We start from the raw sequence: 15,792 nt of genomic DNA on the forward strand, positions 1-15,792 counted from the left end.
TCAAAAAAATTAACAATGGTAGAACCCCCAATCAAGAAATCTGATCGTCAGCCCAAAGCAGGTACTGACAACGATTTAGAAAATTCGGATTCTGTGCCTCGTATTGAATCCAATCGCAAAAGCTCAAAGCAAAGTGATGAGCGCTCAAAGGGTAAAGGCAAAAGAGGATCCTTTGGGGATGAATCTAGGCAACCGGTTAATCCTGCTTTAGCGCGTGGACCGAAACCCGTGAAGCCGAAAGCCAATGTCAAAACTGAGCCGGAAACCGAATCGGAACCTATCTCTGAAGAGTCTCAAGATTAAAAATAATTTGGAGATATAAAATGCGTGTTTTTGACCGATACACGCGGTTTTCAGGGTCTTTACTTTATCTGTGTTTCTCTCTATTGCTGTTTAGCAGCCACAAAGCAGCATTCGCCTTTGTTGTCTCACCCCTACGTACGAAAAAGGCGATGGTAGTCTCAGCGCATCCCTTGGCAAGTGAAGCAGGGATGACGATGTTACGCAAGGGTGGCAATGCAGTTGATGCAGCAGTAGCAACCACCTTTGCAATTTCTGTGGTAGAACCTTTTTCAGCGGGAATTGGTGGCGGTGGGTTTTTGCTATTGCATCAGCCGAAAACTGGCGAAATCCAGGCGTTGGACTTTCGGGAACGCGCACCGCTAAAAGCTACAAAAAATATGTATTTGGATGCACAAGGCAAAGTGCGTCCAAATGCAAGTGTAAACGGTTATTTGGCTGCAGCGACACCAGGGACAGTGGCTGGATTGTATGAAGTCCATCGTCGTTATGGTAAGCTGCGTTGGCAAGAAGTGGTGCAACCTGCGATCGCTCTGGCTAAAGATGGTTTCATCGTCTCTCAACAGCAGACTTGGCGTTCTATAAAATTCTACGAGAATCGCAAGCAGGTGATTCTGGATAATCCAGCAGCACGAGCAATTTTTACTCGCAACGGTGAATTTTTTGGTCCTGGGGAAAGGTTGGTACAGAGTGATTTAGGACGAACTTTGGCAGAAATTGCTAAAAACCCCCAAAGTTTCTACACCGGAAATATTGCCCGGGCGATCGCCTCCGACATGACAAAAAAGGGTGGTTTAATCACTCGTGACGATCTAAAATCTTACAAACCAGTATGGCGCACTCCAATATGTGGCAATTTCCGCAATGCTAAAATTTGCTCAATGCCACCACCTTCATCAGGAGGCGTTCACCTATTAGAGATTTTAAATATTATCGGTAACACCGATTTAAAATCTTTAGGATGGCACCACCCAGACGCCTTGCACTTGATGGTGGAAGCTATGAAAATTGCTTACGCTGATCGTTCGCAACTTTTAGGCGATCCAGATTTTGTCAAAGTCCCTGTAGCACCACTTATCAGCCTTGCCTACGCTCAAAAACGGCGTCAACAAATCAATATGCAAAGGGCTACACCTTCAACTGAGGTTAAGCCAGCAGATAAGCAGATATTACAGCAGTTTACATCAAATTCGCTTCATTACCCTCAATTATTGCAGCACCTCACCCCCCAACAGAGTCTGTGCAAACCCAGATCGCGACTATTTCTTCCCCTCTCCGCGTGCGGGGAGGGGTTAGGGGTGGGGTTGCGCACCACTCGATATGAATCGCCCGAAACGAGTCATCTTACGGTTGTCGATGAACAGCGCAATGCTGTGAGTTTAACTTTCACGGTAAACTACGGTTTTGGTTCTGGCGTTGTGGTGCCAAGAACTGGTATTCTACTTAATGATGAGATGGATGACTTTGCAGCAGCACCCGGAGTCCCAAATGCATTTGGACTTGTAGGGAATCAAGCGAACGCGATCGCACCACGCAAAACTCCCTTATCTAGCATGACTCCCACAATTGTCACGGAAAATGGTCGCCTGCGGATGGCTGTGGGTGCGCCTGGTGGTGGTACCATTATCACCCAAGTGTTGCAAGTGATCTTGAATGTACTGGAATACAATATGGATGCTGGCGCGGCTGTTTCTGCACCCCGCATACATCATCAGTGGTTACCAGATGAGTTAAGAGTGGAACCTCTTGGTTTGGATGCTCTCACCCTTGCAGACTTGCAGCGTCGGGGACATAAAATTAAGCAAACTGAGCCTTGGGGTAATATTAACGCGATTGTCGTCGCACCTGATGGAACATTAGAAGGTGCAGCCGATCCACGTGGAGAAGGTTCCCCCAGAGGTTTATAAAGAGTGAAAAGTGAAAACTCAAGAGTGAAGAAAGTTTTCTATTTTCTATCTTCTATCTTTCTCATGACTGAACTGAAGTCGCTGATGGAGAGAACTCGTTTGCTCTTGCAGTATGTATCAAAGTCCAGCCTGCTTTTAACAGTTTTTGGTAAGTTGCCCAGCCCTTGGAACCGCCTGGTATTTCGTAATCTGGAACTGCATATTGCCCAAAAGCTGTGTAAGGACGCCAAGGTTCATTAGGTGCAGTCTGCAAGTGCAAAACTTTTTCCCCGTTGTCGCCAGACTTTGATAACCAGCACATTCGTCGATACATGGCAAACTCCTCATGTATTTTATTTCGCTTTTAAATGCATAATCGCAGACCGATGTCAAGAGGTACATCACCCTTGTGGGGTACTTTTTTTATCCTTCACAACTGTTAACCTCAACACACGTAACAGAATTCAACGCAAACGTAAGATGTAGACACCTTACAAACGAAAGGGTACAGAAATAAACGCAGCAAGCTTCTACGTTTAGCCAATGGTATCTGTGGTTCACAAAAATGTATGTATGTTTGAGTACTTTTTTAGATAGTTATACCTTATATGGATGAGGCATATAGCTTATCGGTAACGATGTTGCGAATTTGGGCGACTAATTGGGTGTATCTTGAATCAGACAAAACTGGTTGTGCTCCTTGCCGTGAAATCGGTTGAGCCAAATCAATCCATGACTTACACCCGCCATATTCGGTGCGATAGGGAATTTCCTGCTCTTGGGGGAGTTTGTAAGTCCGCAGCAGGAGAATATACAGTGGCTGACGCGGTTTCCATTTGAGGCGATCGCTAATAAAGTACTCATTCCAGATATGGAACGGAAGTAAAGCATTGACTATTGACTCATCACTAACTGGGAAAATATCCGTAATTTCAGCCCAACTGGTGATCCGGACTGTTTCTGGATGCCAACCAGATGTCACCGGAACGACGAGATTGGCATACTCGGGTTTGAGCAAGAAAGGCTGTTGATGTTCAAACGTTGGGTAAAGCAATATCTGCTCGTGGGCTACTTGGAAGCGTCCATTCCGTTCGTGGATACCACCTTTGCGGAGGAGCATAATTGTTTTACCTGTTTCCAAGGCATTGATAGCAACAGCCCATTCTTTGAGTGCATGATTCGTCATAGTCAGTTCTTGCATAAGCATCTACTGTAACTCTGATTTAATTTGAAACCAAGACCGATACACTAGGTCACTGCCTGAGGAAATGAATTAAGGAACAGTTAAGGAATAATTATGGAAAAGCGAAGGCTGGGTAGATCGGATGTGAGAATCACGCCTATTCTCATGGGGACATGACAAGCTGGTAAAAAAGCATGGGTGGGAGTTGAGGACACTGACTCGATTAGTAATACGAGCAGCATTTGAAGCTGGTATCACGACAATCGACACCGCTGGAGTTTATGGTGACGGGCACTCAAGGCGAATTGTTGCTGAAGCTTTATCTGATGTTCGCCATCAAGTGGAGTATGCCACGAGAGTTTTTGCCAACCATGCTATTACTACTTACAACGGTTTTCTCTAACGTGTTCCTTGCCTCACGAATATCTTAAATATCCGTTAGATAAGCTTTTATGGGCAAGGAACACCCGAAGATTTGTAGTCTAATCATAAGAATAAGCGCTGTAACAATCAAAAATTAACAATATATCTAAATTTTACGCTTTTAATCGTATTTTTAAATATATAGGGCTCCTCCAAGGATTTTTGAAATACACGTAGGGTGGGCAATGCTCACCAAAACCCAGATATAACTCAGATACGGTAGGCATTGCCCACCCTGAGATACTTAGATTTTTAAGCGCAAAGCGCAGGCACTTTCACAAAAATAAAACCGGATTGCTATAACCTATTGAATACCGAAATTCTTAGCATATTTTTTCTTAAAATCAACTGCTTTAAGTTAGTAAAAACAAGGCTGATTTCAAAAAAAATGTATTCTCAAGTACAAGCTTGTTGAATATGAGACTATGCTTTAGGCAGAGGAGCAAGAAAATTAACAGAGTTAACTTTTAAAGAGAAATATCAACATCAAGTTAAATACTTCTGACTGACATAGTGAATTCATTCCAGTTCAGAAGTGCCACAATATTTTGTCCAAATTTCAGCAAATAACTTAGCACATTAAAAGTCTTTCAGCTTCAACTTCAGGAGATACAAATGAACAGAAACAACAGTAAAAAATTCTTCCAAACGCTTGCTAGCCTCGTCGGAGTTGCTAGTGCCAGTGCTTTACTCAGTCTCCCAGCATTTGCACTAACCAATTCCAGCTCCAGAAGCACGGTAATTAGTGAAGCCCCAGAAGGCACCTTATACTCCCAAGCCTCCCAAAGAGGGCAATCCTCGGGTGATTCGACCAGCGGAACAGTGCAAAATGGTGGCACTAGTACCGACGGAACGCGGCAATATCAGAATCAAAATGATACCACCACCGGAACGCAAGAATATCAAAATGATGGTACTAATGAAAATAATAGTACCACCAGAACGCAGCAATATCAAAATGATGGTACCACCAGAACGCAGCAATATCAAAATGATGGCACCACCAGAACGCAGCAATATCAAAATGATGGCACCACCAGAACGCAGCAATATTATCAATACAACAACACTACCGAAACACAGCAAAATCAAAATGGTGTTCGCACTCGAACCCAGCAAAATACTGGTGGAACCGGCACAACAGGGGGACAAAATACTGGTGGAAATGGTGGAGGCGTCAGAGCGCTGTGGTAGATTCTAAGGGAATTTCCTAGATTTACACAGGCTGCCAAGCTTGTTAACTGTAGTGCCTCTGGTTGCTTAATTGCAAATGCTGGCTGCTAACAACAATAGCAGCGAGAAATATGAAATGCGTTGTCAATCGGTTCGATTTTTACGGCAACAAACTTTGACAATTTTCTTAGAGAGACTACCGAAATTACTCCTGATAACTCGTGGTAAGCTTTTACTGCCTATTAGGAGTAATTTTTATAATAATTAGTCTCAAGATAGATGTTTAACAAAATGCTAATGTATTTGGATACTAAATAATTGATTGCAGATTATTTATGAAACTCATATGAAACTCCAGCAATCAGTCAGGCTAGCTCTTTTAATTTGTGCATTTGGTTTCTATTCAAGTCCTCAAATATCGTTAGCTGCTGAGAAAACTTTGGATGATAATAATTCCTTAAACAATTCAGTTACTGTACCGACAAATTATTATATCGATGATTTAGTTCCTCAACCGATGTACCTAAAGATAAGTCTTAGCCGCCGTGAAGTAACCCTCTATCGAGGAAAAACCCAAATTAAAAGTTATCCAATTGCCGTAGGTCGCCGAGATTGGGAAACCCCAACTGGCAATTTTCGAGTCCGTGAAATGTTAGTAAATCCTACTTGGATACACCCTTTGAAAAAAGGTATAGCCATTCCAGGAGGAGACCCTGAAAATCCTCTTGGTCGGTATTGGATTGGATTTTGGACAAACGGTAAAAATTGGATTGGCTTTCATGGCACCCCTAATCCTCAGTCAGTAGGCAAAGCAGCCTCACACGGTTGTATTCGCATGTACAACAAGGATATTGAGGAATTATTCTCTCAAGTGAACATTGGAACACCAGTTACTGTAGTGCGTTGAGATTAGTTGCGTAATATTAAAAAGGCATTACTTTCGGGATTTAAGCATGGAAAAGCGACACTTGGGGACATCGGACGTACAAATCACGCCTATCCTTATGGGGACTTGGCAAGCTGGTAAAAAAGCGTGGGTGGGGGTTGAGGACACTGACTCGATTAAAGCAATACGAGCCGCATTTGAAGCTGGTATTACGACAATTGACACCGCTGAAGTCTATGGTGACGGGCACTCGGAGCGCATTGTTGCTGAAGCTTTATCTGATGTTCGCCATCAAGTGGAGTACGCGACGAAAGTTTTTGCCAACCATCTCAAGTACGACCAAGTGATTGAGGCTTGTGAACGCTCCCTCAAAAACCTCAAAACTGACCACATAGACCTTTACCAAATTCATTGGCCCTCTGGCGAGTTCAATTCTGAACTTGTCCCTATTGAAGAAACCATGAGCGCTCTTAACCACCTGAAAGAGCAAGGGAAAATTCGGGCTATTGGTGTTTCCAATTTTTCCCGTGTTCAATTGGAAGAAGCATCTCAGTACGGACGTATTGATAGCTTACAACCTCCCTATTCTTTGTTCTGGCGGTCTGTAGAAAACGATGCAATGCCTTATTGTATTGAAAACCAGATTACCATCATTGCTTATTCACCTTTAGCTCAGGGATTGTTGACAGGGAAATTTGGAGCTGGTCACAAATTTGACCCAGAAGACAACCGCGCCAAAAATAAGCTGTTTCAGGGAGAAAACTTTGAACGTGCCCAACAAGCTTTAGAAAAACTGCGCCCCATTGCCGATCGCCATCATTGTACCCTTGCTCAGTTAGCGCTAGCATGGCTCATCGCCCAACCACAGACGAGTGCAATAGCCGGGGCGCGTCATCCCGAACAAGCGATCGCAAACGCCCAAGCTGCTTCTGTTCAACTTTCTACAGACGATCTTCAAGAAATTGATGCCATTGGGCGTATTGTCACCGACCATTTGGACGATGGCTCAGTTATGTGGAATTGGTGATTTAGACAGAGGTGTAGAAAAATTCAAAATTCATCTCTGTACGGCGTTCAAAAAATAATTTTGAATTTTGAATGGATTTACTCCTTATTGAGAAGTTCTACAACTTATTAACTTAGGTTAACAACCGCTTGCAATTCCATATTGGGGTGATAACTTATAGATAGGACACCAAACAAGGCACAACCAAACTGAAAAGGGCAAATGACCCGGTGTCTCCCGTCAGTAGCCCGAGCAAACGTCGGCATAAGTATGATGATAAGTGGCACAGCGCCCTGGTTGCGAGGCGAAGCCAAATCCCAAAGCGGAAAAACAAACGTATGCTGAGTTTGTTAGTGTTTTTGTCCACCCTAGTCATTGACCGTTTACATTTTTTAACGATAAAAGCAGTTTGATCACTACGAACCTTTTAAAAAACCTGGTCACCGTTGACCAGGTTTTCGCGTTTTATATAGGGTTTGGGTTAAGTAAATATGCTTAACTAAACAAGAAATGCAACTGCTATGCAGCTAGGGGGTGCAATGTCGGGTTTAGGTCGTATTCGTTGTGGTTGGTTCTTAGGTATTGCGATAGGGAGTATCAGCGTTTGGAGTGCAAATTGTGCAATTGCTCAAATTACCCCCGATGGCACTCTACCTAATAATTCCAGTGTCACAAGAGAGAGTAACATTTTCAATATCACTGGTGGAACCCAAGCAGGAAGCAATCTGTTCCACAGTTTTGAGCAGTTTTCTGTACCCACTGGGAGTACGGCTTACTTTAATAATGCTGTTGACATTCAAAACATTATTAGTCGGGTGACGGGTAAGTCTATTTCTAATATTGATGGTTTGATTCAAGCCAATGGTACAGCGAACCTGTTTCTGATGAATCCCAACGGAATTATCTTTGGACCGAATGCCAGTTTAAATATTGGCGGCTCGTTTTTGGCAACGACTGCAAGCAGTTTCAAGTTTCCTGATGGTAGCTTTTTCGGTGCGGTGCCATCATCACAAGATAAACCCCTGTTGACGATCACCGCGCCTGTGGGATTGGGTATGGGGAGCAATCCGGGAACGATTCAGGTACAAGGACCAGGACACGAAATTGACTATCAGGACCTAACCAAGCCAGGACCCCGTGGCAGAATTAACACAAGTTTTACGGGATTGCGAGTGGAACCGGGAAAAACCTTAGCACTTGTAGGAGGTAATGTCTCTGTTGAAGGTGGCGTACTCACCTCAGAAGCAGGACGTGTTGAAATCGGCAGTGTAGGTAGCAATGGGGTTGTGAATCTCGTCCCAGTACAAGAAGGTTGGAAGCTGGGTTATGAAGGCACTCCCAGTTTTAGAGACATCCAGTTTTCTCGTAAAGCATTCGTGAATACCACAGGAGATGGCAGTGGTTCTATTGCAGTTGCAGGTAGGAATATCAATTTCACAGAGCAATCAATTCTATTAGCTGATACGCTTGGTGATAAAAATGGCGGAGAAATTAGCATTGTTGGCGACTCTATAGTTTTCAATCAGTCCAACATCAGCACTAACACCTTCAGTTCGGGGAACGCCGGACAAATTAAACTGGATGCCAACAACATCAAATTTCAGAATAAGTCTAGTGCGAGCATTCAGACATGGGACAGGGGTGAGGGGGGAAATATCAACATTCGTACAAATTCTTTGGCGATTGAAGGCTCAGCGCTCGCTAGCATAACGACAAAAAATAGCACAGGTAAAGCTGGAGACATTAACATTACTGTCAAAGGTCCATTGATGATTGTCGGTGCAGGTATAGTTACTGACACCTTTGGCACGGGTAACGCGGGTAAAATCAGCATGAATGCAAATTCTTTGCGAATTGAAGACTCGCGTGTCTCTAGCGCTGTGATGGAGGCATCAGGTCAAGCCGGAGAAATTAACCTTAATGTCGCAGACTCTGTTGCAATCAAGGATACAGATATAACTACCGACACCTTTGGCACGGGTGACGCTGGTAAAATCAGCATTAATGCAAATTCTTTTCGGTTTGAAGATGGAGGTGTTGTAAGCCGGACGCGGCGAAATAGCACAGGTAAGGCTGGAGAAATCAACATTAATGTTGCTCTTTCTTTGGAATTAACGAACAGGGCAGGTATAAATACAGGCACTTTTAGTCAAGGTGACGCTGGAAAAATCAACATTCGTGCAAATTCTTTTCTAGTGGAAAACTCAACGGTCGGTAGCAATACGGGGAGAAGTAGCACAGGTAAGGCTGGAGAAATCAACATTACTGTCGCAGATCAATTTACGATCAAAAGGGGAGGTGCGCAGACCAACACCCTTGACAAAGTCACTGCTGGAGACTTGAAGGTGCGAGCAAAAACCCTAATTCTTGACAATGGAGGGGGATTGGAAGTTCTCAGTACTGGTAATGGTGATGGTGGTAATTTGACGATTGTGGCTGATACCATTAAGCTTGAGCGTGACAGTGCGATCCGTGCAACCACTACCTCTGGTAATGGCGGCGACCTTCAACTAAACGTTGCTAAATTACTGTTGCTACGTGATGGTAGCCGCATTTCTGCTACTGCAGGTACTGAGAATGCTGGTGGCAATGGTGGCAACATCACCATCAATGTTCCAAAGGGTTTTATTGTTACTGTCAGGGGTGAAAATAGCGACATTACCGCTAATGCGTTCAATGGCAAAGGTGGGAATGTCATAATCAACGCTACTGGTATTTTTGGCATCGCTCCACTAAGTCGGCAAGACCTTGAGAGGTTGAACCCTACAGACCCGCGTCAAATTCCGACGAATGACATAACGGCAATTTCCCAGACAAGTCCTACTTTAAACGGTCAGGTTACTATCAACACACCCAATGTTGACCTCAATCGGGGATTAGTGCAACTGCCCACAAATCTAGTTGATGCCTCACAGCAAATTGACACAAGCTGCAATCCTGGTAGCAGGCAAAGAGCTAGTTCCTTTGTGATGACAGGACGTGGCGGATTACCTCCTAACCCCATAAGTGAACTCCTTAACAGTGATGCGGTGCTGGTTGATTGGATATCGCTTAAACCAAGCACAGAAAAACGCTCTACTGCATCTGTTACAACCAAACCATCTACAGCTACACCAGAACGGATAGTAGAAGCGACTGGGTGGGTGATAAATAAAAACGGAGAAGTGGTTCTTACAGCTAATCCGCCTACCACCACGCCTCATAGTCCTTGGCTAACCCCAGCATCTTGCAGAGCAAGTTAGAAGCCCAAAAGGAGTAATATCATGTCCGGCAAATTACCCATAATTACAGAACCCCACCCCTAACCCCTCCCCGCAAGCGGGGAGGGGACGTGAAGCGTAGCTTTACGGGGGTGGGGTTTTCCAGGATTTGTTGGTAATTGAGCGGACATAATAGAATATCAAGCCTCTTACTTACCAAGCTTGATATATAACCATTTGCGATTCAATGAGGTACATCTGTAAGGGCGCAATGCCTTGCGCCTTTACATCGGGTGTACTTCATACAGATGAAAACCGCTATAAGTCCTAACTCATAACTGTGGACAAAACCCAATCACGTAACAGACGATTTACCTCATCTGGTACTTCATCATGGGGACAATGACCAGCCCGTAAGAAGTGTTCTGTCAGTTCAGGATAGTGTTGCCGAAACTTGTTTGAACGTTCTCTAGCATTCACCCAAGGGTCAGCTTCTCCCCACAACAGCAACAAAGGACAAGTTAACTGCTTGAGTAGCACATCAACTTTTTCCCCTTGAGGAGTGCTAAACACAGACGTAAACACATCCAAAGCACCTGAGTCGCAAGCAGGGCGATAAATTTCTTCTACTAATTGGTCTGTAATCGCGCTTTTGTCAAGATAAACCTTCTCCAAAGTTTGGCGAATGACCCAAGGTTGTTTTATGTATTGGAATAGGACAAACTGGGCTAAAGGTTGTTGAAAAATCCACTTGACAATATCACCCAGGAGTTTTTGCAACTGTTCGTTCGGCTTCACCGCAGGAGGCTCAATTTCAGTTTGCAAAGCTTCCGGTTCCGGAGAAGGCTGGTTTTCGCTAAAAGGACCAGCACTGTTAAGCAATACTAAACCCGCAGCTGCATCAGGACGTTGTCCTGCAACACACAAACTGGCATATCCTCCTAAGGAATTGCCTGCTAAGACTGCCTTTTGACCAATTACTTCCGTGATAAAGTCGTAAAGTTGGTCGCGCCACAAGTCGCCACTGTATTCCAATTTTGGTTTTGCGGAACGCCCAAATCCTAAAAGGTCAATAGCGAAGACTTCAAAATCGTTACACAGTCCGCTGAGATTCTTGCGCCAGTGGTCTGTGGATGCACCAAACCCATGTACCAGTAACAAGGGAGGACGTTGCGTGTGCTTTTCTCCCGCTTGTACGTAATAAATCCTATGCCCTCGCCACTGCCAATATTTACCTGGAATTGGGGTTGTAGAGGGGGCTATTGTTCCCTGCATGGTCCGAAGAAATGTTAAGTACCTTTTAATAATTGTAACGGACTCATGAGAGTCATTTGTCGTTCGTATCAGTGAATAATGACTAATGAACGCCACTTGCGGGACTCGGGGGGAACCCCCAAGGGCGCAGTGGCTCCTCATGACTCATGACAAACGAATGATTACAGGTAAAACCAAACTGCTTGGAGTGATTGGGTATCCGGTGGAACATTCCCTATCACCAGTGATGCATAATGCTGCGATCGCTCATTTAGGATTAAATTACGTCTATGTCCCTTGGACGGTAGAACCACAGAATTTAGAAGTTGCTATTCAAGGCTTTGGCGCTGTCGGTGTTGTTGGCTTTAACGCCACAATCCCCCACAAAGAGGCGATTCTACCTTTGCTATCAGAAATTTCACCCATTGCCAAAGCCGTGGGAGCAGTCAATACTGTTAGTCGCAAAGATAATAAATGGATTGGCACAAATACTGACGTTGAAGGATTTCTCGCCCCTTTACGAACAACCTATAACCGAGATTGGAGCCAGACGGTAGCGGTGATTTTAGGCAATGGTGGTGCAGCCAGGGCAGTTGTTGCAGGTTGTGCCCAATTGGGTTGTGCCAAGATTTTGGTCATTGGACGCAACGCCCAAAAGTTAGAAGAATTTCACAAAAGTTGGGACAATTCACTCGAATCGAAAAATTTGCACATCCATCAATGGGATGAACTACCAAAATTAATTCCACAAGCAAACTTGATAGTAAATACAACTCCTATTGGGATGTATCCTAAGGTAGAGGAATCACCTTTGAGTGCAGAGGAAATGGCGAATTTGCCAGCGCAAGCGATCGCCTACGATTTGATCTACACCCCTAACCCAACAAAATTTCTCCAACAGGCGCAGCAAGTGGGTGTCATTGCGATTGATGGACTGGAAATGCTCGTTCAACAAGGCGCAGCAGCGTTAAAAATCTGGTTGCAACGGGACACTGTTCCCGTTGATGTCATGCGCCAAGCCGTGCGAAAGCACCTCGGTTTAACAAGTTAGAGTATTAAGTCTGATGAGGAGGAAGAGGAGTCTGTTCCTCATCAGACTTATGCCGTACAGAGATGAATTTTGAATTGATTTATCCCTCACTCCTCACCCCTGCAGTCTTCGCCAATTAAAGCGATTCCATTCGTACATACCTTGAATTTCAAACTCAGAACCGTTGTTGAAGCGGATGATGCAGTTGGTAGAGGAGTTATCACCATCGCTGATTTCATCAACCTTTATGACGATGCAGGAATACCATTCCGGGGGACAAGGACCATTATCTTGTACCCATTCCCAAAGAGCATTGCAAACTTCAATGCGATCGCCTACCTTTAGCTTGAGGACATCCTGAGCAGAATACTTCTCAAAATGATATGGCTCAATCCGATTCAGCCACTGCAATCCATAGCGATCGCGAATAAATTGTACTGCTCCAGAATCATTTTCTTGCAGCCAGTCGTTCAGTAACTGTGCTTTCCACGAGCGGTTTTCTTCTTCTTGTGCTTTAACGAACTCAAAAAATGCTTGCAATTCCTCTTTTGTCAGTTCGTCTAAAGGGTTGGCGATATCAGACACAGTAGAATGAGATCCCTTCATTTGCTCTAAGACTTGCAGTAATATCTCTTTCTGCGTATCAGAGAGAGGGCAGCTTGCGACATCACAACGATAAAACGCTGTTTGCAAGGCTACTTTAATCTCATCTGGACTCATAAGTGACGTAGCAATTTAGGGTTTAATATTTAATAATTATTACAAAAGTTAAAAGGAACTTGCCAATACCTTGAGAGTGAATTTCGCGTTACTCTGAGGTTGAAAATAGTGCTCAGAAGCTTTTAACCTGTACTGAGTTAGCCGCAGCGCTTCTATTGTTACAAATCTCGTTATTTTTTGTTATTTGAGATATGGAAAAGAAAAATAGCCTACTATCGTTGTTGAATCTCCTGCCTTTAGCTATTAGGAACTTCTTAGAACTCAGTACTCAGTACTCTGGACTACTTAAGGTTATTTTCATTTCCTGTGTTATTGGGGTTCTATCGTGGCTGTTGACTCCAAGCGCTGTAGCGCTGACACAGATTAAACTATCTAACCTTTCCTATCATGAATGCCCACAAGAACTCGCGCAAGGAGCCGTTACGAGTGGTGGTAGTTCGATGGCAGCCAACTGCTTTATTGTTACAGGTAAAGCTCAAAATGGCACTAACAAAACGGTCTACGATGCAGATATTTTTGGGCGCATTTATGATGCTAACAATGACTCAGTGATGCAAAACCGTACCCGTCTTGGTTCTATTGACGAAATTCCACCAGGTGACAGTGATTTTGAATTAAGGATTTCTGTGCCTGCAAATCAGCCGTTACCCTTGAAGTTGAAGCAGTTCAAGGCGGCGGGATTTGGCGCTCAAGTTCGTAAGTAGTTGGACAAAATAAATTTGTAGAGACGTTTTCCACAAGCGTCTCTACAAAGGTTGCTATATCTTTGGTCTAGACTTAACCAACTAATGGAATAGTACTTAGCGAGGCGAGCAAATAACTCAAGAAGTTGAGTAACAGAAACGCCAAGATTGGGGAAAAATCAATACCACCCAACGGGGGAATGATGGAACGGAACAGATTGAGATAGGGATCGGTAATCTGGCTCAAAGCAGCAAATGGTTGGTTGTACCAGTTGATACTCGGGAACCATGTCAGGAGGACTCTAATAATCAGTAGAGTGCTATAAATCTGTATGAAAGTACTCAGTGTGGTAATCAGTAGACTCATGGATTGGTTGATTTCCTGTTAAGTGTCAAATGCGGTCTTATCATTAATTTTAAATTAGCCTCTGTCATGGCGGATGCAGGTTCTGCATCTGTTCATGATTGCCACTCTCGCGTTTATCGTTGGCATTTGCCACCAGTCCCAAGGTATATCTGTTAGCGTAACTCCTCACTGCGCGGGGAACGCTCCTGAATGGCTTGCTCCGAATTGCCATTCACATTCCCTAGTTGTTGCCGCACTTCATCAATTGTGGCATTCAGTTGGGCAATTTTATCTTCAAGCGATCGCCGCGCCGTTTCCATTTCCATGTTCTCCTGATCCGAAGCTTTCATCTGACGCCTTTTTGCGGCTTTTTTAGCTTCTACTGAGTTGGTACTCATTTGAGGTTCTTCCTCTAGTGCTTGTTCTGAATCGCGTTTCGTCGCCACAAGCGCACCAACTATACCACCAACGACACTACCGAAAATTGCTCCGGCGAAAAAACCGCTCGCGAAACCATCTTTTTGACTCATATCTTTACCGCCTTGAAGAAACGCTGCACCTCTTGGGTTGTTTTTGCACACCAATGCTGTCTTAGCTGCATACTAACTTATGTCCCAAAGATGCGATCGCCCGCATCTCCTAATCCCGGTACAATAAATCCCTGACTATTGACCGTTTCGTCAATGGTCGCAGTGTAAACTATTAAACCCGGATAAGCATCATTCAGTTTTTGTAAAGCTGGCGGAGATGCTACCACACATACAATCCGCGTCATGGCTGGGTCAACACCCCGTTGTGTCAATTGTGCCATTGCATTCATAATCGACCCTCCCGTTGCTAACATCGGATCGGTGACTAACACTCGCGTTTGTGGTTGAAATTTTTCTGGCAATTTGTTGAGGTAACAAGAGGGTTGCAGTGTTTTTTCATCTCGCACCAAGCCAAAATGGTAAATTGACGCCAGAGGTAAAACTGTTTGCGCTCCTTCTAGTAATCCCAGCCCAGCCCGTAAAATCGGCACCACCGCCACTGGAACTGTTGGATCTATTAAAGTTGCGCTGCTGTAATCCAAGGGGGTTTGCACTGTTGTCTCTTGAGTTGGCAACCACTCTCTAGCTGCTTCATAAGTCAACCACCGTCCCAACTCAGTCATCGCACTGCGGAATAAGACAGAAGGTGTTGCAGCATCACGGGCAACTGCCAACCAATGCTTAATTAGGGGATGGGGTGGGACATAAACACGCAATTGTAGCGTCATAGCCGGAAATAGGCTTTTCCATATCGTATAACAACTGAAACATAATAATACTTTTTCTTGGATGCGGCTGACCGACAATCATGCTCAAATTCAAAAAATCATTTTGAATTTTTCACTTCCCCAAAGGGATGTGGGGTAGTTCACCTTTGAATTTATATTGCGTGAATTGCAAATTCTCCTCAAGGAAGTGACAGCCAAAATTGGCACCCTCAAATTTTCTTGAAATTTTCTTGAAAAATTATTGAAAATATCTTGCATTAGTATTTGACATTTATTCTCAAGCAAGGTTATATTGTAATTCAGTGTTCTCCTCTCTTTAAGGATCGGCAGACGGGATTGGCCAGCGGTAGCGGGCTTGTCCCTCTTTTTTGTAATGAGCGCCCCACGAGGGGGAAGTCAAAAGTCACGCATTCAAAAGTATCAAGCCTCCTCGCAACAAATAAA

15 protein-coding genes and 1 pseudogene are annotated in these 15,792 nt (G+C 44.1%); 9 read left to right on the forward strand and 7 right to left on the reverse strand.

From position 1 onward, the window contains the following. Nucleotides 1-15: 15 nt before the first annotated feature. Nucleotides 16-303, forward strand: a complete 288-nt coding sequence (locus tag AACT52_RS36930) for a hypothetical protein (RefSeq protein WP_073628517.1) — start codon at nt 16-18, stop codon at nt 301-303. A 20-nt stretch (nt 304-323) separates the two neighbouring features. Beyond that, a complete protein-coding gene (ggt, locus tag AACT52_RS36935) occupies nt 324-2,207 on the forward strand; it encodes a gamma-glutamyltransferase (protein WP_073628519.1) in 1,884 nt (627 codons plus the stop codon). Nucleotides 2,208-2,268: 61 nt separating this feature from the next. Here the strand turns inward: ggt and AACT52_RS36940 are convergent, their stop codons facing one another. Together AACT52_RS36940 and AACT52_RS36945 are read right to left on the reverse strand one after the other, a co-directional pair. Beyond that, nucleotides 2,269-2,520 carry a hypothetical protein gene (locus AACT52_RS36940; RefSeq protein WP_073628521.1) on the reverse strand — a complete coding sequence of 84 codons (252 nt, stop codon included), beginning with the start codon at nt 2,518-2,520 and terminating at the stop codon, nt 2,269-2,271. Between the two features lie 270 nt (nt 2,521-2,790). Continuing rightward, entirely contained in the window at nt 2,791-3,387 is a 597-nt protein-coding gene (locus AACT52_RS36945; RefSeq protein WP_198940846.1) for a DUF1802 family protein, read from the reverse strand. A 96-nt stretch (nt 3,388-3,483) separates the two neighbouring features. On the opposite strand from AACT52_RS36945, the pseudogene AACT52_RS36950 reads away from it, so the two are divergent. The 5 genes and pseudogenes from AACT52_RS36950 to AACT52_RS36970 form a co-directional block, all read left to right on the forward strand. Beyond that, nucleotides 3,484-3,742, forward strand: a pseudogene (locus AACT52_RS36950) (aldo/keto reductase); the annotation flags it as partial. A 665-nt stretch (nt 3,743-4,407) separates the two neighbouring features. Beyond that, nucleotides 4,408-4,986, forward strand: a complete 579-nt coding sequence (locus tag AACT52_RS36955; protein ID WP_073628525.1) for a hypothetical protein — start codon at nt 4,408-4,410, stop codon at nt 4,984-4,986. A gap of 325 nt (nt 4,987-5,311) precedes the next feature. Beyond that, the gene (locus tag AACT52_RS36960) at nt 5,312-5,872 is read left to right on the forward strand and encodes a L,D-transpeptidase (protein ID WP_083630083.1); all 561 of its coding nucleotides are present in this window, start codon (nt 5,312-5,314) and stop codon (nt 5,870-5,872) included. A 46-nt stretch (nt 5,873-5,918) separates the two neighbouring features. After that, entirely contained in the window at nt 5,919-6,878 is a 960-nt protein-coding gene (locus AACT52_RS36965; protein WP_073628527.1) for an aldo/keto reductase, read from the forward strand. 500 nt (nt 6,879-7,378) lie between these two features. Further along, nucleotides 7,379-10,099, forward strand: a complete 2,721-nt coding sequence (locus AACT52_RS36970) for a two-partner secretion domain-containing protein (protein ID WP_073628529.1) — start codon at nt 7,379-7,381, stop codon at nt 10,097-10,099. A 285-nt stretch (nt 10,100-10,384) separates the two neighbouring features. Here the strand turns inward: AACT52_RS36970 and AACT52_RS36975 are convergent, their stop codons facing one another. Then, entirely contained in the window at nt 10,385-11,332 is a 948-nt protein-coding gene (locus AACT52_RS36975; protein ID WP_073628531.1) for an alpha/beta fold hydrolase, read from the reverse strand. Between the two features lie 157 nt (nt 11,333-11,489). On the opposite strand from AACT52_RS36975, the gene AACT52_RS36980 reads away from it, so the two are divergent. Then, complete coding sequence (locus AACT52_RS36980; RefSeq protein WP_083630091.1) at nt 11,490-12,362, forward strand: shikimate dehydrogenase; 873 nt, start codon at nt 11,490-11,492, stop codon at nt 12,360-12,362. A gap of 93 nt (nt 12,363-12,455) precedes the next feature. Here AACT52_RS36980 and AACT52_RS36985 read toward each other — a convergent pair whose 3' ends face one another. Continuing rightward, a complete protein-coding gene (locus tag AACT52_RS36985; protein WP_073628533.1) occupies nt 12,456-13,061 on the reverse strand; it encodes a hypothetical protein in 606 nt (201 codons plus the stop codon). 191 nt (nt 13,062-13,252) lie between these two features. Between AACT52_RS36985 and AACT52_RS36990 the strand changes: the two genes are divergently transcribed. Beyond that, nucleotides 13,253-13,765, forward strand: coding sequence for a biotin carboxylase (locus AACT52_RS36990; protein WP_233153823.1), 513 nt, complete (start codon nt 13,253-13,255; stop codon nt 13,763-13,765). Between the two features lie 73 nt (nt 13,766-13,838). On the opposite strand, the gene AACT52_RS36995 is transcribed toward AACT52_RS36990, so the two are convergent. The 3 genes from AACT52_RS36995 to upp all read right to left on the reverse strand — a co-directional run bounded on the left by AACT52_RS36995 (nt 13,839) and on the right by upp (nt 15,348). Further along, entirely contained in the window at nt 13,839-14,111 is a 273-nt protein-coding gene (locus AACT52_RS36995) for a YggT family protein (protein ID WP_073628535.1), read from the reverse strand. A gap of 152 nt (nt 14,112-14,263) precedes the next feature. Beyond that, nucleotides 14,264-14,620, reverse strand: coding sequence for a hypothetical protein (locus tag AACT52_RS37000; RefSeq protein ID WP_073628641.1), 357 nt, complete (start codon nt 14,618-14,620; stop codon nt 14,264-14,266). 77 nt (nt 14,621-14,697) lie between these two features. Next, on the reverse strand, nt 14,698-15,348 hold the full coding sequence (upp, locus tag AACT52_RS37005; protein ID WP_073628537.1) for a uracil phosphoribosyltransferase: 651 nt from the start codon (nt 15,346-15,348) through the stop codon (nt 14,698-14,700). Between the last annotated feature and the right edge of the window lie 444 nt (nt 15,349-15,792).

The organism is Scytonema sp. HK-05, from assembly GCF_963872035.1.
Taxonomy (GTDB): Bacteria; Cyanobacteriota; Cyanobacteriia; order Cyanobacteriales; family Nostocaceae; genus Kalymmatonema.

Bases quoted from the DNA above. Each gene is read 5' to 3' on its own strand.
- AACT52_RS36930 (WP_073628517.1), top strand. From the start codon at position 16: ATGGTAGAACCCCCAATCAAGAAATCTGATCGTCAGCCCAAAGCAGGT.
- ggt (WP_073628519.1), top strand. From the start codon at position 324: ATGCGTGTTTTTGACCGATACACGCGGTTTTCAGGGTCTTTACTTTAT.
- AACT52_RS36940 (WP_073628521.1), bottom strand. From the start codon at position 2,520: ATGTATCGACGAATGTGCTGGTTATCAAAGTCTGGCGACAACGGGGAA.
- AACT52_RS36945 (WP_198940846.1), bottom strand. From the start codon at position 3,387: ATGCAAGAACTGACTATGACGAATCATGCACTCAAAGAATGGGCTGTT.
- AACT52_RS36955 (WP_073628525.1), top strand. From the start codon at position 4,408: ATGAACAGAAACAACAGTAAAAAATTCTTCCAAACGCTTGCTAGCCTC.
- AACT52_RS36960 (WP_083630083.1), top strand. From the start codon at position 5,312: ATGAAACTCCAGCAATCAGTCAGGCTAGCTCTTTTAATTTGTGCATTT.
- AACT52_RS36965 (WP_073628527.1), top strand. From the start codon at position 5,919: ATGGAAAAGCGACACTTGGGGACATCGGACGTACAAATCACGCCTATC.
- AACT52_RS36970 (WP_073628529.1), top strand. From the start codon at position 7,379: ATGCAGCTAGGGGGTGCAATGTCGGGTTTAGGTCGTATTCGTTGTGGT.
- AACT52_RS36975 (WP_073628531.1), bottom strand. From the start codon at position 11,332: ATGCAGGGAACAATAGCCCCCTCTACAACCCCAATTCCAGGTAAATAT.
- AACT52_RS36980 (WP_083630091.1), top strand. From the start codon at position 11,490: ATGATTACAGGTAAAACCAAACTGCTTGGAGTGATTGGGTATCCGGTG.
- AACT52_RS36985 (WP_073628533.1), bottom strand. From the start codon at position 13,061: ATGAGTCCAGATGAGATTAAAGTAGCCTTGCAAACAGCGTTTTATCGT.
- AACT52_RS36990 (WP_233153823.1), top strand. From the start codon at position 13,253: ATGGAAAAGAAAAATAGCCTACTATCGTTGTTGAATCTCCTGCCTTTA.
- AACT52_RS36995 (WP_073628535.1), bottom strand. From the start codon at position 14,111: ATGAGTCTACTGATTACCACACTGAGTACTTTCATACAGATTTATAGC.
- AACT52_RS37000 (WP_073628641.1), bottom strand. From the start codon at position 14,620: ATGAGTCAAAAAGATGGTTTCGCGAGCGGTTTTTTCGCCGGAGCAATT.
- upp (WP_073628537.1), bottom strand. From the start codon at position 15,348: ATGACGCTACAATTGCGTGTTTATGTCCCACCCCATCCCCTAATTAAG.